Origin of the sequence: Clostridium sp. AM34-11AC (genome assembly GCF_003435375.1) — a bacterium.
GTDB lineage: Bacteria > Bacillota > Clostridia > Lachnospirales > Lachnospiraceae > Pilosibacter > Pilosibacter fragilis.
The window spans coordinates 74112-97036 of the sequence record NZ_QWGL01000010.1 but is presented as its reverse complement, the minus strand read 5'-3'; the positions used below and the strand labels follow the sequence as shown (position 1 = coordinate 97036).

At 42.9% G+C, this 22925-nt stretch carries 20 protein-coding genes; all 20 read right to left on the bottom strand.

The window, feature by feature from the left end:
• Window positions 1–95: 95 nt before the first annotated feature.
• Window positions 96–1196 carry an EpsG family protein gene (locus DW826_RS08370; RefSeq protein WP_117470570.1) on the bottom strand — a complete coding sequence of 367 codons (1101 nt, stop codon included), beginning with the start codon at window positions 1194–1196 and terminating at the stop codon, window positions 96–98.
• 28 nt (window positions 1197–1224) lie between these two features.
• Window positions 1225–2145, bottom strand: a complete 921-nt coding sequence (locus DW826_RS08365) for a glycosyltransferase domain-containing protein (protein ID WP_117470569.1) — start codon at window positions 2143–2145, stop codon at window positions 1225–1227.
• Between the two features lie 82 nt (window positions 2146–2227).
• The gene (locus tag DW826_RS08360; protein WP_278286478.1) at window positions 2228–3199 is read right to left on the bottom strand and encodes a glycosyltransferase; all 972 of its coding nucleotides are present in this window, start codon (window positions 3197–3199) and stop codon (window positions 2228–2230) included.
• A 39-nt stretch (window positions 3200–3238) separates the two neighbouring features.
• Window positions 3239–4027: a hypothetical protein gene (locus DW826_RS08355; protein WP_117470567.1), complete on the bottom strand. Its 789-nt coding sequence runs from the start codon at window positions 4025–4027 to the stop codon at window positions 3239–3241.
• A 223-nt stretch (window positions 4028–4250) separates the two neighbouring features.
• Window positions 4251–4697 carry a glycosyltransferase gene (locus DW826_RS08350; protein WP_181968026.1) on the bottom strand — a complete coding sequence of 149 codons (447 nt, stop codon included), beginning with the start codon at window positions 4695–4697 and terminating at the stop codon, window positions 4251–4253.
• 68 nt (window positions 4698–4765) lie between these two features.
• Window positions 4766–5788, bottom strand: coding sequence for an NAD(P)-dependent oxidoreductase (locus DW826_RS08345; protein WP_117470565.1), 1023 nt, complete (start codon window positions 5786–5788; stop codon window positions 4766–4768).
• A gap of 23 nt (window positions 5789–5811) precedes the next feature.
• Complete coding sequence (locus DW826_RS08340; protein WP_117470564.1) at window positions 5812–6543, bottom strand: IspD/TarI family cytidylyltransferase; 732 nt, start codon at window positions 6541–6543, stop codon at window positions 5812–5814.
• Window positions 6544–6579: 36 nt separating this feature from the next.
• On the bottom strand, window positions 6580–7395 hold the full coding sequence (locus DW826_RS08335; RefSeq protein ID WP_117472266.1) for a LicD family protein: 816 nt from the start codon (window positions 7393–7395) through the stop codon (window positions 6580–6582).
• A gap of 11 nt (window positions 7396–7406) precedes the next feature.
• Window positions 7407–8210: a LicD family protein gene (locus DW826_RS08330; protein ID WP_117470562.1), complete on the bottom strand. Its 804-nt coding sequence runs from the start codon at window positions 8208–8210 to the stop codon at window positions 7407–7409.
• Window positions 8200–8820, bottom strand: a complete 621-nt coding sequence (locus DW826_RS08325) for a DapH/DapD/GlmU-related protein (protein WP_117472264.1) — start codon at window positions 8818–8820, stop codon at window positions 8200–8202. The genes DW826_RS08330 and DW826_RS08325 overlap by 11 nt, the downstream gene beginning before the upstream one ends.
• A complete protein-coding gene (locus DW826_RS08320) occupies window positions 8813–9487 on the bottom strand; it encodes an HAD family hydrolase (RefSeq protein WP_242990585.1) in 675 nt (224 codons plus the stop codon). The genes DW826_RS08325 and DW826_RS08320 overlap by 8 nt, the downstream gene beginning before the upstream one ends.
• Window positions 9488–9511: 24 nt before the next feature.
• Window positions 9512–10504 (bottom strand): ATP-grasp domain-containing protein, encoded by a 993-nt coding sequence (locus DW826_RS08315; RefSeq protein WP_117470559.1) that lies wholly within the window; start codon window positions 10502–10504, stop codon window positions 9512–9514.
• 19 nt (window positions 10505–10523) lie between these two features.
• Complete coding sequence (locus DW826_RS08310) at window positions 10524–11270, bottom strand: sugar transferase (RefSeq protein WP_117470558.1); 747 nt, start codon at window positions 11268–11270, stop codon at window positions 10524–10526.
• 318 nt (window positions 11271–11588) lie between these two features.
• Complete coding sequence (locus tag DW826_RS08305) at window positions 11589–12866, bottom strand: DegT/DnrJ/EryC1/StrS family aminotransferase (protein ID WP_117470557.1); 1278 nt, start codon at window positions 12864–12866, stop codon at window positions 11589–11591.
• A 13-nt stretch (window positions 12867–12879) separates the two neighbouring features.
• Entirely contained in the window at window positions 12880–14838 is a 1959-nt protein-coding gene (locus tag DW826_RS08300) for a nucleoside-diphosphate sugar epimerase/dehydratase (RefSeq protein WP_242990584.1), read from the bottom strand.
• 262 nt (window positions 14839–15100) lie between these two features.
• Entirely contained in the window at window positions 15101–16705 is a 1605-nt protein-coding gene (locus DW826_RS08295; protein ID WP_117470556.1) for a hypothetical protein, read from the bottom strand.
• On the bottom strand, window positions 16689–18599 hold the full coding sequence (locus DW826_RS08290; RefSeq protein ID WP_117470555.1) for a hypothetical protein: 1911 nt from the start codon (window positions 18597–18599) through the stop codon (window positions 16689–16691). Before DW826_RS08290 ends, DW826_RS08295 begins: the two co-directional genes overlap by 17 nt.
• A 139-nt stretch (window positions 18600–18738) precedes the next feature.
• A complete protein-coding gene (locus DW826_RS08285; RefSeq protein ID WP_117470554.1) occupies window positions 18739–19734 on the bottom strand; it encodes a kinase in 996 nt (331 codons plus the stop codon).
• Window positions 19735–19752: 18 nt separating this feature from the next.
• Window positions 19753–21060: an HAD-IIIA family hydrolase gene (locus DW826_RS08280; protein WP_117470553.1), complete on the bottom strand. Its 1308-nt coding sequence runs from the start codon at window positions 21058–21060 to the stop codon at window positions 19753–19755.
• Between the two features lie 47 nt (window positions 21061–21107).
• Window positions 21108–22721, bottom strand: coding sequence for an O-antigen ligase family protein (locus DW826_RS08275; RefSeq protein WP_181968025.1), 1614 nt, complete (start codon window positions 22719–22721; stop codon window positions 21108–21110).
• Window positions 22722–22925: the final 204 nt, after the last annotated feature.

The following is a 22925-nucleotide window of genomic DNA, read 5'->3' as shown; positions in this document are numbered from 1 at the left end:
AGCATACATCTCCCTTAGCGTTAATTTCTAAAAAGCATTCTCAAATCTCTGTCATCATGGAATACCTTTATTCGTCTGTAGAACCCATTAAGTAATCATAGGAAGAACGGATAATAGTACCTCACCCACTGGAATGACATAATGACAAAAAGCAAACCCAACGCAACTCGGAAAATCGATCCAATATGTTTTCCACTGAGTAAATGCCCCTTTTCATAAAACATGGATATGAGTATCGGCGATAATGCACCTAACAGATACCCATTTCTGCAAATCATTTCATAAGAACCTACATTCCCCACTATCAGTCCACTGAAACATACAATGAATAGGTATATCTTTTCTTTATCCGTCACAATCCCGTCATTGTCTATTTCACGGCTTTTCCTGTATATCAGAAGGTAATAAGCTATAATAATCGCACAGTTTATCAAACCTCCATAAGAAAAGGTCCTATATGCAGTAAACTGAGTCTCCGAAGTGTATGTAATGTATTTTCTGCCAATTAATGTTAAAAAGGGAATCCCGGAATTGAGGAAAATCTCTGCTATGCGGGATAAGAACATACAGCCTATCAAGACAGCAAATAATACCCCTTTCCGGCTTGATACACGAATCACAATCGCTATAGGGACAGCGAAAATGCTAAAAGGGTGGAACAGCACAGAAAGCAAAGCCAGGGCTAAAAATTCCACGATGTTCTTCTTTTGGTACAAAAACCTGTATACTGCCAAGGCCATAATACAGGCTGATGTTGCCGTCCTTAATCCTGAATTAACATGAATAAAAGGAAGGAGGGAAAAGCATGCCAGCAACACTAATATTACTTCATTTGTTTTATATTTTGAATTTCGCTTCCAGTCGAACGCAATATATGCGATAAGGCTATAGTCAAACAATACGGAAATCCACACTAATATGTAATTATTCTCAAATAATTTAGCAACCAGATACATTAGTGTGTTGAAAGCATATGAATACTGCATAATCGCATTGGCGCGTAATGTCGCCGCATTACAATTTACCATGTAATCCAACCAGGAAATGCCTGATGACCTTAATGAATCCATTATTGTCTGATACCTGTTAAAATCCATGTTATCAGACCTGTCTACATGGAACATAAAGCTGCCAATCAATGCCAGCAGTACGATACCTACATATTTCAATTTTCTTTTATCAATTCTAAGTTTCATCAGATAACTCCATGTCTATAAAATAGCGCTATAGCTCTCCTTGCCCAATATGCTTTTGCACCCTATTGAACCTCGGATTTCGGTTAATATTATTTCCGAGTATCGCAATCCTTTCTGCGTCAAATCCTGTTTTCCATACAACATACGGGAGGCTGAACTGATCTCTGGTCGGATATTTATTGTATTCCTCCCACCAGGCAGTCATCAATTCCTTTACAGACTGGTCATCGTGTTTCCGAACGAGTATGGAATTTTCGAAAAGACCATAATGGACTGGAAAACCGTTCTTCTTATATTCGTCCATCTGTGCCATGACCTCCGCCTTATCAGCCCTTTTATAATGCAACACGGCTACTGCCTCATCATAAATACAATCTCGGCTCGCATGATAATGTACCCCAAATCCGGCTGACCCCATACTGCAGATGATTGGGCTAACCCCTGCAATTATTTCTATATTGCCATCTACATATATGCTATAATCCGCATCTAAAATATACTGATTTGGAAGCATTTTAATTTTTCTGTTCAATTGAATCGGCGCCATCGTATTATATTCCGGGAGTCCAGCAACATCCACTTTTTCCCATGCTGATCCAGATGGGACTTCCTGATCAGTGAACATCAGGTATCGAACCCCATCCTCTTTGTATACCGGTTCAATAATCTTGTCATATCTCCCAATAATGGAAGAATAGACCGTAATTCTCGCTCCTGAATTTTCCCCATTATACTGCTGTGGATGTGGAACATTACCATTGACTGAGCAATATTTTCTGGAATACTTACGGTATTTTAAGTCCTCCACAAGCTGGTTTAAGTTTCCTGTCTTTATATATCCAAAGTAACGGTTTTTCTTCTTCTTTATTTCTGCCTGTTCTGAATACAGGGCTTCCTGGTAACGGTGATTCAAATCTATTAATTTGGAATCCAGCCTATCATCTATCATGTTTTGTAACAGTCCTTCACTTTCATTATCTTCATTCTGATTTTCGAGCCGATTTCTCGCTTCCTAAACCTACACTGCATATTTATGCAAAATTCACCAGTATCTTCAGCCGGAAGACGAGTGGATTCTCTCCGGTTGCTTTTATGATTTCCTTATCCCTTAGGAGCGCCAGTCTGTATTTCATGCTCTTTCGGTAATATGCGTACTTCTCCAAAACTGCCCGGTATTCCTCATCTATGTCGGGATAGTATTCCAACAGCACACTTGCCGTATTGCTTCTTAAGTTTGCCCTATGCTCTCCGTTGTTTCCTCTGAGCAAAAGCCGGTTGAGTCTTTCCTTGATGCTTGTCTTCCTGATTCCTACTGTGTTGTTTTCATGGATGCGGTACAGAATATAGGAATTCGGGTCATAAATAAACGTTCCAGTCAGAATTGCAACCAACGCCACCCACGCATCGTGGATACGGAAATCGATAATATTGGCCGGCGGGCAAGGCCGCGACACGATTGCCGTTACCAGTTTCCTGTTCATCACCATCGTACAGCCGGACACCTCATTCCTGTTGATATGGTGTTTTAACGAAGTGTCCAGTGGGCAACTGAATCGCAGCTCACCCTCTTTTCCGTCCTGATAAAGCGTCTGGTTGGAGCCATATAAGGAAGCAGTTTCCCCACTGTCTTTCAACTTATCCACAGCTGCATATAGTTTTCTGGGAAGCCAGATGTCATCCTGATCGGCAAACGCCATGTAGTCAAAGTCTGTGCGCTTTGACACAGCAAAGATAAGTGTCATAAAACTCCTGCCGGGTCCGACATTCTTTTTCGCGGGGAGAATCTTGAGATTTCCGGCATCCTCGTATTCTTTAAGGATTTCGAATGTCTGATCGGAGGAACCGTCATCACGGACATAAAGACTAACTGCCACACCTTCCTGTGCCAGAATACTTTCTATCTGCTCTCTGATAAATATTTCCCCATTGTATGTGCTCATCAACACAGCCACCCTGGGGAGCTCTGTGCTGTTTGCACTGTAATTTTCGTTATGTATGCTCATCTTTTTCCCTCGCTGTCTGTTGCCAGCTCTCATTGACTATCAAAAATTTTCCTTTATATAATCGATCAGATGGAGGGGAGAAAACTCATTCCTGTACCCATAATCAATCTTTTCTTCCTCCTTGACCCAAGCGGGGTCAATATCTTCTGGTTTCTCAAAATACTTCATATATCTGCCGTCATAGAACGGAAGCTCTGACAGATGCCTGTTCGTTGTTAGCAGCTTCTTATTATAAACGACTGCCTCAAAATACCGGATAGACTGTGCTTCCTGTCCCTCTTGCAAAACTTCCAAAATGCAGTTTGCGCCTTGTACACACTCCAAAACCTGCCAATAGCTTATTTTGCGATTCCTGTATTTGATCCTGCTTTCCTCCATGTCATGCTTCGTTCGGTGACCCACAACATCAAACCGACATTTCACGCCTCTGTCTTTTAGATATCCATATACGGACTCTACCTTCTCTCTCCGATTTCCTTTGTCGTACCCAACATAGTACAGATCGCTTTTCTGAGAGCCACGGCCTACCCCATGGAAGGAATAATAGCAGTATCCAAACCAATGGAAACCGTATTCTTTTGCATCGCACTTGTCATAGGTAAGGACGGCGTCCCATACATCTGAAAGCAGTTTCTGCCGGACATAAACCATATGCGGAGAATCCGCATGCATGGAGTCTGTGACCAGAGCGAACAGGCGAACATTCGGATGCCTCTTTTTCAACTTTCTTAAATATCCAACGCTTAACTTCCCGATTGAAGATGTCGGGATGATCAGGCTATAGGTAACATCTTTGCGGAATGGATATCTGTGTATGTTGTAGAACATCCACCCCCCCCCATTTTGCGATACGATGGTTCATTAACAATTTCTTAAACGGCTTATTGAACCGTGTATCTTCTCTATGGGATGGCCAAAACTCCACTACATCTGCATGCTCAGCCATATCCTTGAACAGGCCATCCTCGTCCTTGTCTAAAAATGTAAATATGTATTTTCCGCCATCATTCATACTGATCACTCCGTCTGCTCGTTTCTCTGGTCATTTGCGTTATCTGTTTTCTATTTCCCCCATCTTCTTATAGATGGCTTCCAACTTTCCGGCTTCCATAGATATGTCATAATGCCCCTTCCTTACGACTTCGGGCGCATGGCTATCTCTGATTTTTCCTTTGTATCCCGCAATCTTTTTTGCCCATAATTCCGTTGAATCGGCATCTACCGGCAGAAACTCCACATTTCCCGTAAGGTTAACAGAGTTTGGAACATTTTCTGACACAAGGCACGTAAGCCCATTCGTCTGTGCCTCAATAGTAGAGATTGGGAGCCCTTCATATTTTGACGGGAGCACGAAAATATCCAATGCCGAAAGGATTTCGTCGATATCGCTTCTGAAGCCTGTTATAAGCACTCTGTTTTCAAGGCTTTTTTCCTGAATCATTTTGGAAACTTCCTTTTTGTTCCTCTTGTTCTTCTTGTCTCCACTCAGTTTATCCATATCAAACCCCATTTTTCATCTTTTCAACCGAAAGCATATACTCTACCGAATGCATCCCGTATTTACACTTATAAAAAAGATTCCAGCGTCCACTCAAACACATGCCTCACATCCACCTGTGGCCTCCAGCCAAGTTCCCTGATTTTGCTGGTATCCATAATTGCCAATTTATACGGAAGATAAGGTAAATTGCCCGCTTCTCCATCAAATCTGACTTTCGTTTTTCCTGTGGGAGACAGGCTGGCAATTAATTCAGCCAGTTCCCGTATACTTAGCAAATTCTCATTTGCTGCTACATTGTACATAGCATCTTCTCCCTTGTCCATGATAAGAAACATTGCATTCACCGCATCTGCAACATACGTATATGGCCTTACAGCGCTTCCGTCAGAATGGAGAACAATATCTTCCCCGTCCAGCACATCTTTCAGAAATTCAGCAAATCCTCTGCCATCTGTGAGGGAAATACCCGGACCCAATGTATGGCTCATGCGAACCCCGCAGAAGCTTAATCCGTAATCCTGTTTGTATGTGGTGAGCATCGTTTCACAAAGGCGCTTAGCTTCCGGATAGCAGGCGCGGTAATTCAAATGCTGCAGCGGCCCCATATCCTTCTCTGTGATCTCACTATCCCCTCTGCAATCCCCATAAACCTCCACAGTAGATACATAAAAGAACCGTTTCGTATTGTGCAGTCTGGCACATTCCAGCATATTGTGCGTGCCATTCACATGTGCCCAGAGTGTATTGACAGAGCTGGTCTTGTAATCAATCGGGGCAGCCGGACCCGCCGTGTGAAAAATATAGTCGATTTTCCCGACATACTCTACCGGCTCATTGATGTCATCATAAATAAAGGCTACATTCGGAAAATCCAAAGTGTTACCAAAAATTTTTTTTGCTTTTTCAGGATTCCGGCATATCCCTACAATCCTCATGTTAAGATTATATTTGATATCCACATCAACGAGCGTCTCCAGAATATACATCCCAATTCTCCCAGTCGCCCCAGTGACAAAGACAGTCTTATCCTGATACATCCTCCAGTTAACCGCGTTGTCACATATAATATTTAAGTCGCGTCTTTCCACATTAATCGCCTCCTTTACACAGATTATGCTAATCCAAAGACAAATTTATTCTCTTCCAGTTCCAACATGGCTTTCAAAATATAATAATCCTCTGGCGTGGTGACTTTTAGATTATTATTGTTCTCCTTTATGATATGTATATCATTTCCAAGAAATGTATAAGCAAGTGCTGTATCCAACAGCGGAATCGGCTGGTTTACATTCTCTATATCATCATATGTCTGCCGCAAAATACTTAGCTTAAATGTCTGAGGAGATGTCAAACTGTATGTTGCATCACGTTTCTTGAAATTGTCAAACCTTGCAGTCTCTTCTTCCGTAATCACTACCGATTCAATCACCGGCCGCACAGTCATTGCATTCCCATATTTATTTGCTACACGAACATTTTCGCTGATAATGGCTGTCTCAATTAATGGTCGCACGCCATCGTGAATCACCACAATGTCGTCATCCCCAGCCCCAAGCTCCGTGATCGCGGAAATTCCATTCTTAACGCTTTCCTGCCGGTCTTTTCCACCGGGAATAACTCTTTTTGCTTTCTTAATTCCATACCGACCAAGAAGCTCTTTCATATGATCCATCCAATAGACATTGCAGGCAATTACAACCTCATCAATATCATCGCACCGTTCAAACTTCTGTAGCGTATAAATAATAATTGGCTTCCCATGTACTTCCAAAAACTGCTTCGGCATTCCTGAATTTCTCATTCTCTGCCCTACGCCGCCTGCTAAAATAATTGCGTAATTCACAGATTTCTCTCCTTTAATTTCTTAATTTTTGCTTGGCTAATAATATATTCCCTTGAAATCTTTATAGGATTCCGAAACGCTTGCATAAATAAATTCGTGGTGCGGTTGTCTCTTTTCTACTGGAGGGAGTTTCATAAATGTATTCCCATATTGAAGCCTGCAATATTCTTCAGGATTTCCAGGGCAAGGCACTTCCATGTCTTCAAAGCAGAGTATTTTAGGATGTACAAACCATTCTTTCGGATATTTAATGCATTTCCCTAATCCAATATCTCTTCCAAAATAAGTCGCAACATACTTTTCCCAACTATTGCCCTTATATTCACGAAGGATAGATTCAATTTTTCGTTCTCTTTTCTTTCCTTTATAAAATTTAAGCACCATGTCCCCCAGAAATGCCACCAATTTGCCGTGATTCTTGGGATGTGTATTAGCAACCAGTACGCGGAGGATAAATGAATCAACGGTAATCTTTTTCTTCATAAATCTACTATCCGGATACAGATAATAAATATAGATATCAATAAATATTCCATGATTTATATCCAACCCTTCCGTATCCTTCATAAAACAGGATGTAGTTGAATCACATAGTCTGTAATGCGTAGAAGGAAATTTGGGATCCGTCTTATATGACTGCACAAAATATTTGTCTCGAAACTGATTTTGACATTCTGCTAATTTTTCAGCGTCCTTCCATGACATATATACATCAATATCATCATCCCATGGAATAAAACCCTGATGGCGAACCGCTCCCAGGCAAGTGCCACTTGAGAGAGTATAATGCAAGTGATTCTTTCTACAAATCCGATCTAACTCATGCAACAATTCCAACTGCACTTTCTGCATATCGGCCAGACTTATCTCCGGATGAATCCCCCCCCCCGCTCTGATTCTGGAAGGAATCCTTTATTATGTCCATGCTGAGATCTCCTTTCTTTTTCAGGCGGCGGTGTCAAATAATCTTCTCCATAGTTTCTTATCAAAAACTCATGATACCTTTTAGCCACCATATAAGTGTGTTCTTCTAACCTTATCATTGAATAGGATTTCATATAATCTGCATCAAATATATAACTGCACCCAACAAATGCATCATTTGAACGGTGAATATATTTCTTTTTCCCGATCAAAAAGTCTTTTGCAATTTTTTTATACCACAAAATTTTTGTCTGCTCGCTAAATGGCAATCCAACGCAATGTGCCGCCCAAATAAGTATTCTTTGTATGCCTTTGTATTCAGAATAAACAATATTTTTCTTCATCATTCCCTGCAAAAAACGTAAAAGATTAATCTTCAATGCCTGTCCCACAGTTGAGTCCGTTATATAGTCCCAAATAAAAACATCAACATCCACTTTTTGAGTTTTATTTTTTAAAAAACTGATATTTGTAAGCCACGGTGCAATCTCACTCTTTTTAATTACTAATAATGAAGTTTCGTCGCCCTCTATAATCTTTTTCAACTTCTTAAACTGCGAACGCAACATAGAGATGTCAGCATCATCATCCCATGGAATTAAATGTCCATTGCGCTCTGCACCTAATAACGTACCACCATGCAGTGAATACTTGATTCCATTTTCCCTGCAAAGGCGATCAATTTCATCCAATAGGCAGAGTACTGCTTCATGCTTTTCTGCAAAACCATAATCATTGTTCATTTAGTTCATTCTCTTTTCTTTTTTCGTAGAATTCTCCCCAAAACCAATCTATGACTTCATCCGATATTTTTTGTGCTTCTATGCGGATGACTGGCGGCTCATTTTCCGCTTCCATTATTCTCTTTCCCAGCAAATCATCGAAGGAGCCAATTACTCTGGCCGGTACCCCCCCCGCCACGCATCCGGGAGGTACATCCTTTGTTACGATGGCTCCTGCTGCAACAACTGCATTCGGGCCAATCCTGACACCATTACAGATAATACTGTTCGCTCCGATAAAACAATTATCACGGATATCTATACATCCGACTTTTTCATTAACTCTTCTGCTTTCGCCTTGTCCTTCAAGCAAGCCATTGAAAACATGATGAATCGCATCATGCGTCAGGAACGAGACATTTGAGGCAACCATGATGTTGTTTCCAAATGAAATAAGCTTCGGATAAAGAGGGATTTTTCGCATTTGCAAGCTCACATGTTCGCCCATGTTTTTAAAAATGTGATGTTTTTTCAAATAATTTGCCCTTCTCCCCGAGCTGATCCGCAAATTCAGGTTGACGGTCTGCCATATACGCTCTATAGGTATTTTTTTCTTCAATCGTTCAAGCATAATTATTATCCTCTTCGATATAATACAATCCATCTCTATTTCGGAACCAGATACATCTCATCCCAAGCTCTTCCGGAGCAACGAAATCTTTCTTGATATTGTCTCCGACATAGCACATCGTGCTATATCCGCCATTGCCTATCATGTCCCGCATAAGGTGGAATGCCTTACCACAAGGTTTCCGGTGCTCTGGGCCTCCCAGTTCATCTGTGATGATGATCTCATCCACCAATGCATCCAAGCCAAGGACATATATCTTCCTCTGCTGTCCCTCCGGGCGTCCATCTGTGATAATCCCAATGTTCATGCCGCGTTTTCGTATTCCCTTCAGCATATCTGCTACTCCGAAATATAAATGAATATCTGGCTTGTGATTTCGGTATACCTCCAGGCACCTTTCCTTCAGCTCCTCCGAGTAGATCCCCTCATCTTTTAGAACTGTGTCTATCGCCGGTTTCTTCCTTTCAAAGGCTTCCCATAGCTTTTCTTCCGCATCATCAACCTGTGAGATTATCTCAGCCACCGCCTTATATCCGCTGCGGACGTATTCTTTTTCACTGTAGAGTGTATCATCCAAATCAAACACTACAGCGGAAAGACCTTCTATATAGTTCATAACTTCTGTAATTTCGGTTATCTCAATCATGGTCACATTTTCTCTACTCATACAGATACTCACCCATACAAGTGTTCACTCACCCACACAGATGCTCTGGTCAAACCTGCTATACACCGCGCCGTCTTTTGCGGCTTTCTCAACATACTTCAACTTCTCACCATTCAGCATTCGAATCACAGCCTTTGCGCTGTCAGCTCCCGCTTTTATGCTCAGTGGAGCACCGCCGCCGAAACGTGGATTGATTTCTATGTAGTAATCATCTCCCGTTGTTTCCTCACGGATCAACTGAACCGTGATCTGGCCGCAAGGTTTAAAATCACTAATCAACACCTGCATCTCAGCAATCATGGTATCGTCCTGTGTGATCTTTGTTTTCAGAACTTCCCCGGCTCTGACAGCCAATCTTTCCCTCGGTGTGATATAGACCGGATTACCCTCGTAATCGCAGAAAATATCAATCGTATATTCCCTACCGGCTATAAATGGCTGAATGATGTAATCACCGATCTTTTCAGCATAAAGTTTCAAATCCTCCAGATTATCAACTTTATAAGCATCAATACTGGAACTTCCGTCCTTTGGTTTGATAAACGCGGGGAATCCAACACAACCCTTTTCTAACTCACTCTCGTATTTTTCAACCGAATTGACCGGCCGAGGGGATTTCAATCCAAGAGAGCGGAAATAATCTGCTGTGAAGTTTTTGTCCCTGCACAGCCTTACTTTATTAGCAGCAGAAATCAGGACTTTTGTACCGATAGATTCAAAATGCCGTTTATTCTCTGCCAGCAGCAACAAATCCGTGTCTATGGTGGGAATCAGACAGTCAACAGCTTCTTCTTGACATATTTCTAAAAGAACAGGGATGTAGCTCTTATCCTTAATTCTCGGGACAATCCTCGTCTCATCACAGAAATATAGGGCCGGAGCCGTATCTGTAATATCTGCACCAATGATTGTCAAATCATCCTTTAGCTCACCAGATGACTTTAATTCATCGGCTGCTTTTCGGAATGCCTGCATCAATTCCACGCGTCTGCCAACGCTTGTGAATAATATCTTCATATTGAATCTCCATAATTTCCTATACTTTTGTCCCAGTGAAATACTCCATCGTTGCTGCCGTCTCCGAATTGATCCCTTCCCGCTTCAAAACTGTCTTCACAGTCTGAAATATAATCTTCCAGTCGCCCAAGAAGCTGACATGATCCACATAATAAACATCCTTGTCAAACTTTTCTTCCCATGTGATCGCATTCCTTCCACGCACCTGTGCGTATCCTGTAAACCCAGAACGTACCTCATGCCGTCTTGCTTGATGCTTGTTATAAAGTGGCAAGTACTGAACAAGTAATGGTCTTGGCCCGACTACGGCCATATCCCCCCGCAGAATATTAAATAGCTCCGGAAGTTCATCCAAAGATGTAGAACGAAGAGCTTTTCCAAATCTTGTTAGTCTATCATCGTCGGGCAACAGCTCACCGTTTTCATTTTTCTCATCTGTCATGGTACGGAACTTATACAGCTTGAATATCTTACCGTTCAATCCTGGACGCTCCTGTGTAAATAACACGGGTGAGCCAAGCTTGACTCGAACAAGTAACGCTGTGACCAGCATCACCGGTGACAACACAATGATTGCAAGAAGCGCACAGCAGAAATCCTGTGGCCGTTTTATGTATTTCTCGTAGAACCCTTGTCTGTGTGGGATGACCGGTTCACTGTCTGTTTTTTCTGTCTTCTTTTTTCTCCTGTGCTTACCTGCCGCATACCCCGCCACACCGGTCGCAGCTCCCACAGCTGTAGTTATCGCCAATTTCTTCTTATCCATCTACTCAAATTTCACCACCAATATGTCACTGAAAATAACATCCTCACACTTTCTACTCGTCCAAAACTACGGCTATTCAACGTCGTCCTATTTGCCCCCCCCAAATTGATATGCAACCCATGAGCCTTAAAATCGGCATTTTCAGCTCTAATCTCATCACCCAAAACTACGCTATTTCACGTCGTCCTATTTGACCTCCGATTGATATGCAACCATGAGCCTTAAAATCGGCATTTTAACCCTTCATTTCAACGCCCAAAACTCCCATTTTTTAACGTAGTCCTATTTGAACATCTCATGCCCATTCCTTCGTCATTTTTACTCAAAACAGCCCTTAACAACCTCAATAATCAGGTCAATTTGCTCGTCTGTCATCTTATTATCCGACGGCAGGCACAATCCTCTGTTGAAAATATCCGCCCCGACATCGACGCAACCGCCTGGAATATACGCATTTGTCCGACATCTGCCGCTGCCATCCACCGTGATAAACGCATGATTGCGATACATGGGCTGCATATGCATGGGCTTCCAGATCGGTCTTCCTTCTGCATTCAAGCTGTTGAGAACTTCTAAGATTTCAGTCGGGCATGTCTTTCCCGCTTCAGAAATATACAGAGCTTCACATTCGCCTCTGACCTGTCTGCACATATATTCTGGATCGATCGTGAAAGCAGAAAGCCAGTAGTTGGGAACACAGCCCTCCACGATTGGATTCATTTGAATCGGAAGATCCTTAAATCCTTCCTTATATCTTTCATAAACTGCCTTTTTCTGGGCAATATGCTCCTCAAGATACTTATACTGCCCTCTTATCACTCCGGCGATCACATTAGACATCCGGTAGTTATAGCCGACTTCCTCATGCTGATACCAGGCCGCGTTTTCTCTTGCCTGGGTACTCCATTTCCTTGCCTTGTTCGCGTCTTCTAAAGAGTTGGTAAGAAGGCAGCCTCCGGACGAGCCAGTGATGATCTTGTTTCCGTTGTAACTGATCGCCGCATAATCGCCAAAGGCTCCACACTGTTTTCCTTCCCAGGAGGCGCCCATCGCTTCCGCAGCATCCTCGATCAGCAGAGCTCCGTGCTGTTCACAGATTTCTTTGATCTTTCGGATATTTCCAGAAAAACCGTATAATTCAGCACACACGACAAGCTTTACTTCCGGATACATTGCGAACGCCTTTTCCAGTGATTCCGGATCCATGTTCCAGGAAGCAGGATCGGTATCGATAAATACCGGAATACCGCCTTCATATACAACCGGATTGAGTGTCGCGTCAAAAGTCATGTCACTACAGAAAACACGTTTTCCTTCTACAGCACCATGTCCAATCTGCGATTTTCCATAAAGCTTTTCTCCAGCCAGTTTTACGCAAAGGTGCAGTGCAGCCGTACAGGAGGAGAGAGCGATAGCATAGGACACTCCGGATGTCTCCGCTGCGATCTTTTCTACTTCGTTGATGTTTTCGCCTACGGTACTCATCCAGTTGGTCTCATAAGCCTCGGTCATATATTTCAGTTCTTCTCCGTGCATGGTCGGAGAGGCAAGCCATACTTTTTTCTCGAATGGTGTAAAATCAGTTGCCTTAAACATTGCAGCATCTCCTTTACTGATCAGCCGGATGGTACGTGGAAACCACTTCCTTCAGTACCTCTCGGATATTGTCTTTGTTTTTGTAAGCTGTTTCCATCAGGTTCTCGAGCTGTCCTAAGAACACCTCAATATCAAATGGGATCGGGCATCCGATGTGGATCAGGTCATTCTGTGTTTTTCTTAGACCTTCCTCCGCCATCAGCTTTTCTTCGTATAATTTTTCTCCCGGACGAAGACCGCTGTATACGATCTTGATGTCCACATCCGGTTTATGACCGGAAAGACGGATTAGGTTGCGGGCCAGGGTATCGATCTTCACCGGTTTTCCCATATCGAGAACGAAGATTTCCCCGCCATGGGCATAGGTTCCGGCCTGGAGGACAAGACTGACAGACTCGGGAATCGTCATAAAGTACCGGATGATATCCGGGTGAGTTACGGTTACCGGTCCACCTGCAGCGATCTGTTTTTTAAAGAGCGGGATAACAGATCCGTTGCTTCCGAGAACATTTCCGAAGCGCACGGCAACAAACTCCGTCTTTGCGTGTTTTAATGCCTCAATAACTTCCGGTTTGGTCGTCATGTCGGTCATACTGTGGGTAAAGAGCTGCGGAAGTTCATAGGCACGTCCGGTCTTTACCATATGGTCAAAGGACTGGATAACCATCTCACAGAGTCTCTTGGACGCCCCCATGACGTTCGTCGGGTTAACCGCTTTGTCTGTACTGATAAGGACAAAACGTTTACAGCCATAAACCAGAGCTGCGTAAGCTGTTTTATATGTACCAATGGCATTGTTCTTGATTGCCTCGCACGGGCTGTCCTCCATCAGCGGTACATGCTTGTGGGCTGCCGCATGATATACGATTTCCGGACGATATGTCTCAAAAATCTTAAACATCAACCGGCTGTCACGGACAGAACCGATCCGGACAACGAGATCGAGTTCCGGATATTTTTTCTTTAACTCCAGTTGAATATCGTATGCGTTGTTTTCATAGATATCGAAAATGATCAGCTGTTTTGGTCCGTGGGCTGCGATCTGGCGGCAGAGCTCTGATCCGATGGATCCCCCCCCGCCGGTGACCATGATGACTTTTCCCTTCAGATGCTGGAAGATCTCGTCCATATTGACCTTGATCGGATCACGACCGAGAAGATCTTCCACGGCAACCTCCTTCATATTGCTGACAGTCACGTCGCCTGTATATAACTGATACATGCCAGGAAGATTTAAGAGCTCACATCCCGTCTGGTTACAGATATTTAAAATATCTTTCTTTGCTTCCGAAGATGCACTCGGAATTACTACATAAATCTTCTGGATATGGTACTTGGCACATGCCCGCATGATCTCGTCGCGTCCACCCTCGACCGGGATTCCGTCGATGTAACGTCCCCATTTATTCGGATTATCATCAATAAAACAGCATACCTTTTCCTTCACTGTTTCCGCATGCTTGATATCCCGCAGGATCATCTGACCGGCAGCCCCGGCTCCGACAAGGAGAACATGTTTTAATGGGGCTTCGGGTTCCCTGACTTTTCCGACCAGCAGAAGGACAAAACGGTACGCAAATCGGATTCCCAATGTCATAACAAACTGAATGATCACTCCAAAGAAGTAATAGGAAATCGGCATTCTTCCCACCAACGCAGTAACTGCCAGGATCTGGGAAAATGACGTGATCACAGTGGCTAACGTCATACGGATCAGCTCATTGTAGCTTGCGAACCTCCAGATACTCTTATAAAGCCGTAATCCCCAAAATACGAAAACGCAGTACAGGGTGTACGGAATGATCGTTTTAAAATAGATATCCAGGTATTCTTTCGGAATCGCCTGAAAACGGCAGTCAAACCGGAGCCAGAGAGCAAAAAAATAAGCAGCCGCAATGACGATAAGATCATAGATCATCAAATATGCTGCCATGACTTGCCAATGTTCCGGGTGGATTTTTTTCTTAAGCATGTTTCAAAGTTCCTTTTACGATATAGTTCAGGGGAGTGGAGAATCCTGGGAATCTTCGGATAATGATCCTTATCGGAAGTTCACTCCCATAAGAATGCCATGCGCAATCTTCGACTGCGCATGACAAATTCAGCTTAACCCATTATAACATCTCTCTTTCGTTTTTACAATCCTTTACTCTGATTATCCTGATCTTGCCAAATTTCTGCCAGATTTCCAGACGTTAATTTTTTAACAGGCTATATTCGCTTTATTTTCTCTGCTATTCTCGCCTAATTCTCACTGAATACCCATAATATCGACTAACGATAAACTCTAATGCCGGAAAGGAATAGGTCTCATAACTGAAGCTTTCCTCTTTATATTGTTCTCTGACAAACTGGATCTGTTTTTTGAGACTTTCAAAATCATCCTCGACTTCAAAGCAAGTTCCATCTCCCGCCAAATTCATCGCATAAGCATCGTAGAGTTTTAGTTCTTCCTCCGCCCTTAAAAACCATACGCACTTTGTCACATCCTTAAAGTCTTCCTGAAGATTCCATTTGCACTTCTCGTATAGCTCCCCCTGATCCATGAGGACCATCCATTGCAGCATTCCACCCCAAAGGCCTGAGCAATTATAATCATTCTCCTGATTCTGATAAATGCTCAACGCTTCTTCAAACGTATCTGAAGGTGCCGGATAGCGTTTGTGCATTCTGTATTCCATAACCAGTCTTGTACACTGTTGATCCATAAGATATCGGATATCATTCTGGTTTCCGACATGGTCCATAAGCCGGTACAGCATGCTAATAATCCCGATATGCTCATCGTATGGCGGATACAAGAACTGCGGATGATTCCGGATCAGATTCATAACGCTGTTATATACATTTGCCCCCTTTGCCCATGAATCTCTGTCTTTTTCATTCTTACAACACTGATAATATGCATACGTTGTCAGATATCCTATCATTTCATACAAGATCATTCTTTGCTCCACAGAATGATATAGCGGGAGCTGATTCTCATCTTCACAGCAGGGTCGAACTGCATCATAATACTGTTCATTCCACTTTTCATATGCCTTTAGAAATTTTATCAGCCACTCTGTATATGCTTTCTTTTCAAAGAGTTGATGTTCCAGCAGATATTTCCAGTAACGAATGATCAGATATTCCGTAACCATGATGGCAATTTTATTAATATGTGCATCTGAAGCATACTGTGCAATCATCTGTGTCGCCATATAAAGACCTGCAAGCTTTTTATCCCGAATTTTAGGCTTGTCTGCCGTACTTATCCCGGAAAGATATCCATCGATAATCCGCTCGAAGTAGTAATTCCGGTAATCACTTTCTTCAATAAAATATAGTGCTTTTCTCAATAACGACTGCCATTCTGCCCCAAACAGATTTTCCTCGAAAAGATATTTCTGAACATCGTCAACCAGCTTATCGATATTCCAGAATTCCATCGTGATATTTTTTCTGCCCCATTTCGCATTTTCATCCACGTAACTATCCCATGCAATCCGTACAGCCTCATCCATCATATCATTTGTGATCACAACAATTCGGATCTGTTTTTTCTGATCATCCTCTGTCATCTGCCTGATGTAAGTATCCCGAATCTCGTTGACACTTTGTCGTACGGCATTCGGACCTGAATCCCAGTTTGCCCGGTTTAATCTTCCCTGCTTGATAACCCCGAGTAGGATCTCCCTCCCTTTACGTGCCCGGATATCAACACCATATTGCCGATTTCCTGTCTCTGGCCGGTTATCTGTAATATAGCCCATCTGAAGCAGAAGATCACATATCAGGAAATCAAGCTCATCCTTTTCTTTTAACTGTGACAGATAATCTTTAATTACCAGACGCATCTGATTCCACCTCCCTCTCAAACCGTTGTCTCATTAGTTCATATCCGACCGGATCTTCAATATATAAATTTGGCAATTCCACACTATGTTCAAATTTCATAAATGGATTTGCCTGATACATCAATTCCTGCTTACGCCCAGTTATAACTGTTCCGCTCCGCGCCCCATATTTTAATGTCCTTGATTGAAAAAGTAATCCGGTCAGGGAAGCTTTATCTGCGTTTTTATTGACCTTACGATTAAATTCACACTCTGCATACCTGATCATCATCTGGTCTTTCTCAGATGGCCTTAAGTCTTTTATTTCATAAATTCTTTCTCGAATTGCACGCGCTTTTTCGGAATGTTCTAAAACTCTTTCAGCAAGCTTTACCTGCTGTTTGTATTCAGATTTTCTATAATTCTCTGCAGTTTTGCGCATCGTATCTGGATAATTGCCATATATCTCATACATACAGACCTCTATATATTCATCCCCTGCCATTTCTGCCTTTAAAAGGTGAAACGCTGTACTGCAGGCAAGTTCTCCCTGATATGTATAATAGAGGATTGCTCTTACAACACGGATCCAGTCTTTTTCTGAATATATTTCTTTCCCTCTTTCCGCCTCGCAGTTCTCTGTAATTTTCGCAAAGCTGCCAGCCTCCGAAAGAAGACCAATGCCAAAAAAGAGTTCCTTCATCCCGCCGCCGACTATATATGAAATTGCCGCAGCCGTCACCTTCTCTTCATCTTTTCGAAGAATACTGTGTACCATTGGCATTTGTCTAAAAAATGTCATGTAATCATTTCCCCTATATCCATTAGCAATAAAAATATGACGTAGATTTTCTAAAACTGTTACTATGTCATTTCCATTTTTCTGCACTCTTGCATAGTACATATCTAACGTCGTAAGCATGGAACTATCTTTATGGAAATCCGAAAAAATCATCGTTTTAAATACTTGTTCGATATTGTCCGGAACCTCTACCAGATCTGCTATTATCCCCGCAAACCGCAGCTTTTCGCTCATTACTCCACTCGGAATCTCATTAAGTCGCTTCAGAATTTCCTCATCAATAGTTTTTTCCTTCTCGCCATATCGCGTTTCATACTGTACCAGCAATGGGATTTCATACTCTTCTATTTCGCTGGATGCATGCGCCAGCTCACACAATCTTTGAAAATTTTTCCGGAATATCGTTTCTCCATAGTTTAAACCTGTTTCCAGAAAATCAATCGCAGTCATTGCGTTCCACTTTCCTCCCAAAGCCAGTAATTTCTCACTTACCGCTTCCGCCTCATCTCTGTTTTTCTGATACCATGATCCTCGAAAAAGTCCTAACAATCTATACTCTGTCTGACATCTTACTTCTCCAATTTCATCGAAAACCACCGCATATGTTTCCATTTTCATGACAAAACATCTATATGCCCAAAGTATTCCATCGCCCCATTCTTCACCTTTGTGCCGCTCCAATAGACCAATAAGCTTTGTTACCTGTTCTCTGCGAAATGTTTTTGCATAATAAATATTCGGGCGCACAAATGAAATGATCCGATCGATCACTCCTTTTTCTCCAGCCAGAAACAGCAATTCGATCAAATCGACTCCATATTCCTGCTGTAGCAGATAACCGGCATATTCACATGTAAGCGTTTTCCTGCCGCAGAACTCTACTTCCTTTGCAAGCCCATCTACAAGATCTGTCAGATTTGTAACATTCATATTTTCGGCAAGCATCCGCGCTGTGACTCCCCACCTGTTATGAATCATTTCACGCGTGCCATCATCCAGAATATTTAACACTTCCTGATATGTTTTCTCGTACATTTCCGGGTGTTCATTCAGAATTTCTTTTCCGCGTTTTAATACATGCTCGATTTCATTTTTTCTCTCGTCTTCGTACATAAAACCACCTCTTTAAAAGTATGAATGTTATATGGTTTCCTGTTTCAGCTTATATTTAGAAAAATCCCAACAGTCTTTTACTAACCGTTGGGATATTTTCTATGTTCGTATCATTTATAAGTTTCTATAATTCTATATTTTATCTCTTCTCATACGTCTCCGGCGTATAATGGATCACTCTCGTACCGCTGTTCTCAAACTCAAACGGAACATATAAGAGTTCTTCCATCGCCTTATGAACCGCTTCCTGCTTATCCGGCTCTACGTAGAAGAGAAGGAATCCGCCGCCGCCCGCGCCGAGAAGCTTTCCGCCGAGAGCGCCTGCTGCCATTCCCTTTGCGTAAAGTCCATCAATGGAATCTGTGGAGATTCTATTAGAAATTCCGCGTTTCAGCTTCCATGTATAATCGAGAAGTCTTCCAAATTCATTGAGATCTGTCTTGGATGTGAGAACCTTCTCCGCGTCATCCACCAGAGACAGCATCTCAAGAAGCTGCTTCTGTTTATCTACCAGTGCTTTTTCCGTTGTCTGCTGGATATCGGAAGAAAATCTGGAAAATCCGGTGAAGAACAGCATCAGATTCTGGTTTAACTGTGCCTTTCTCTCCGGAGAGATAATGACCGGATTTACCTCGTATCCGTCAGCACTAAAGTTGATCCTGTTTAATCCGCCAAACGCCGCCGCAATCTGATCCTGAACGCCGCCACTCTCGTTGCAGAGAACTCGCTCCAGATAGATCGCATCATCCGCAAGCTTTCTCTTATCCGCGTATTTTCCTTTTAACGCATAGAAAGCATTTAACATTCCAACCGCAAAAGAGCTGCTCGTTCCAAGTCCGGATCTTGCTGGAAGGTCTGCCTCATAAGTAAGACGGATTTCCTGCATATCGAGATATTTCATCGCCTCCCGGATTGCCGGATGATTGATATCGTTGACATCCGTCACGCGCTCGATCTTAGAATAGGAAAGCTCTGTGGAATAATCGAAAAAGCGCGGTAAATGGCGCACATTTACATAGCAGTATTTATCAAAGGTTGTTGAGATTACGGCTCCGCCGTGTTCCTTATAAAAGTCCGGGAAGTCTGTTCCGCCTCCGAAGAAGGACATTCTAAAGGGGGTCTGTGTAATGATCATAATTGTTCTCCTAATATGTTAATCTACCTGTAAAATCTTCTCTACCGCGTCCAAAAGGTCCCTGCAGACAAGATCCGGCTTCACGTCATATTTCTTATCGTTTCCAGCCTCACCGGTCTGTACCAACGCCGTGCGCATTCCTGCGTTGATCCCGGTCTGGATATCCATCGTCGTATCACCGATCATCCAGGATCCCGCAAGATCGATATTGTACCGCTCTGCTGCCTTTTGGATCATACCTGTTTTCGGTTTTCTGCACTCACACGGGGTCTTGTAAGCCGGATTCTCCTCCGGGTATCCCTTATCCGGGTGATGTGGACAGTAAAATACATCATCCAGGAACACTCCCTCTTTTCCAAGAAGCGTTTCCATCTTTTTATGAATATTTTCTACATCTTCGATCTCGCAGAGTCCACGCGCAACCACCGGCTGGTTTGTGATAACGATTCCAAGTCTTCCCGACTGATTGATCTTCCGGATCGCGTCGACTGCACAATCCTCCAGCGTAAAGTCCTCTCCCTTGTATACAAGGCCTTTATACTGGTTGATCGTGCCGTCCCGATCCATAAAGATACAACGCTGCTTATTTTTAAGACATTTTCCCGCGATCACACCGCGCTCAATATCCGCCAGCGTCTGGTTTACTCGTTCCACAGTTCCGACATCCTTTACGTACTCCGGAGAACAATACCCGTAGATCGGTTCTCCAGCCTCTAACATGCCCTTGATCACATCGTTCTCAAGGTTCCGCTTCACCGGCTCCGGCACATAGTCACAGATCTTCTTTTCAAATACAAAAATTCCTGCGTTTACACAGTTCTCATACCAGTAATTCCGCACATTATGCTTGGAATCAAACGCCGTGATCTTATCATCATGGTCCAACACGAGAAGGTCTGAATCAAACGGATGTCCATTCGGATGTACAAACAGTGTCGCGACTGCGCCCTTTTCTTCATGAAAATGGATCATCCGCTGAAAATCAATATCAAAGAACAGATCTCCGGACATCATGACAAACCGATCCCCGTGGATCATATCCTTTAAATAATAGAAAGATCCCGCTGTTCCAAGCGGCTCTGTCTCCTCAAAATACCGGATCGCAACACCGAATTTTTCTCCATCACCAAAGTATTCCCTGATCTTATTACCAAGATGTCCGATTACCATGATAATATCTGTAATTCCGTTCTCCTTCAGCCGCTCCACCTGCCATAAAAGCAGTGGCTTTCCGGCAACCGGGACCATCGGCTTCGGAATCTCATCCTTTGTAAGTGCTACCAGTCTTGTTCCCTTTCCACCGGCCATGATGACTGCCTGCATCATAATATTCCCTCCCTGACGCAAGCGTCTCTGCGCTCACGCGATCAAATTTATTTTTCAGTTTTTGTCTCTTCTGCCGGAATCTTCTTTCTTCCTACACCCATCGCTAAGAGCTGTATAATAATCGGCATGGCAATCGGGAGATTGATATTAACAACCGCCTGAATCATATATGCAAGAACAGCAATCATAATCGCCACAACTTCCGGCTGCTCTTTCATTTTTCTTGTCATCGATGCGACTGAGGCCAGCATAAACGCAATATAAGAACCTGTTCCAAAGAGTCCGATCGTAATTAGATAGTGAAGGTACTCATTGTGAGCACTATCATAAATTATGATGGTTCCGCCGCTCTGTGCCGGTGGAAAATAATACTGCATGATCAAGGCAAAGGTATCTGCACCGTATCCAAAGAGCTTCTGGACAGGAGTCAGCTTATCTGTAAAGATCTCCATCGCGCGTTTCCAGATATATCCTCGATGCGTACCCCATGCATCGTTGAATACTACATAATTACTGATCGCGCTGTATTTATCCGCATGTCCTGCTACATTTGCATCATATAATACAAATGCTGCTGCTGCACATACAACAGCAATTACCGCTATCCAGATATAGATCAGGATTTTATTTGTTTCTTCTGTATAAGTTCTGCTTACCTTGCTCTTTTTATCAAGGAATACCAGGACTCCGCTGATGATCCAAAGTGCCGCAATAAGTACCGGAAGGAATTTATGGCCCGCGATCAGATCAAACGCACTGCTGATTCCAAGTACGCTTGAAGCATAAGCGTTGTTGATCCACTCAATACACCAGATAACAGTAAAGAAGGAAGCCAGCGAAATCATGTATTTACGAATGCCTGTTTTCGTTTTAAAGAGCCACAATGGGGACAGGCCAAAGATCGCTGCCAAAGACAGATATGCGTTATCACTGTTTCCCATGATCAGCGCAAATGTTGACAGGATCATATTCCCGTAATACCACATCATTCGTTTCTGGTTCTTCTCCTGCGTAAACAGGATCATGGAAATCGCCATCAGGGCCGCAACATAAATCGTATACGTATTGATATTGCCAAAGGTTGAGGTATATGATGACTTCTGGGTATCCATCATATTTACCTTAAATCCAAGAACATCCATCTGGAAATAATCCGTAATTCCGAAAACGCATACGAAGATTCCAACCGCAAGGAACGCGTCCAGATACCATCTCTTCAGTTTAAAAAAACGCGTCACAAGAAAATATACCGCCATATAGATCGTCATAAGGAAAACACCATTATAACGGCCCGACGTTCCCCAGAACGCTTCCCATTTCCAGTCTTTGCTCAGCGCCCAGGAAATCACATTCGCAAGCCAGAATGCGATCATTGCCCAATCGCCAAAGCTCATCCCTTTTCGCCATGTCTTAAAATCGAATTTTGAAAACCATTCGATCATTTTTCCGCTTGCAAGCCCATAGCCGCCCATAACAACGAGCGCCGCAATCGAGACGATACAGTAAAACTGGTATTTTGTCTCCAGAATATTAAAATAATAGTCCCGGAACACCAGCGGCAGCACACATAAAACCGCTAAGGTGAACACTCCCATGATCAGTGCCACATTATCCTGATAGCTGCTCTTCGTCTCCTCTTTTTTCTTTATCCTATTTGCCATGAATGTATTCTTCCTTTCACATGTCATAAAAAATCGAGTTTATTATACCATTGTTCCCATTTTCCTGCAACTTACCCCGCCCTGTTTTTCCTTCCTTTTTCATGAATTTATTCTTAATTCTGCGTTTTCTGATCCCCGTTTCTTAAATTTCCCCATCCCATCTTTCCAATTTAAGCCCCTCTCCCACCCCGTTTCCCAACTTGC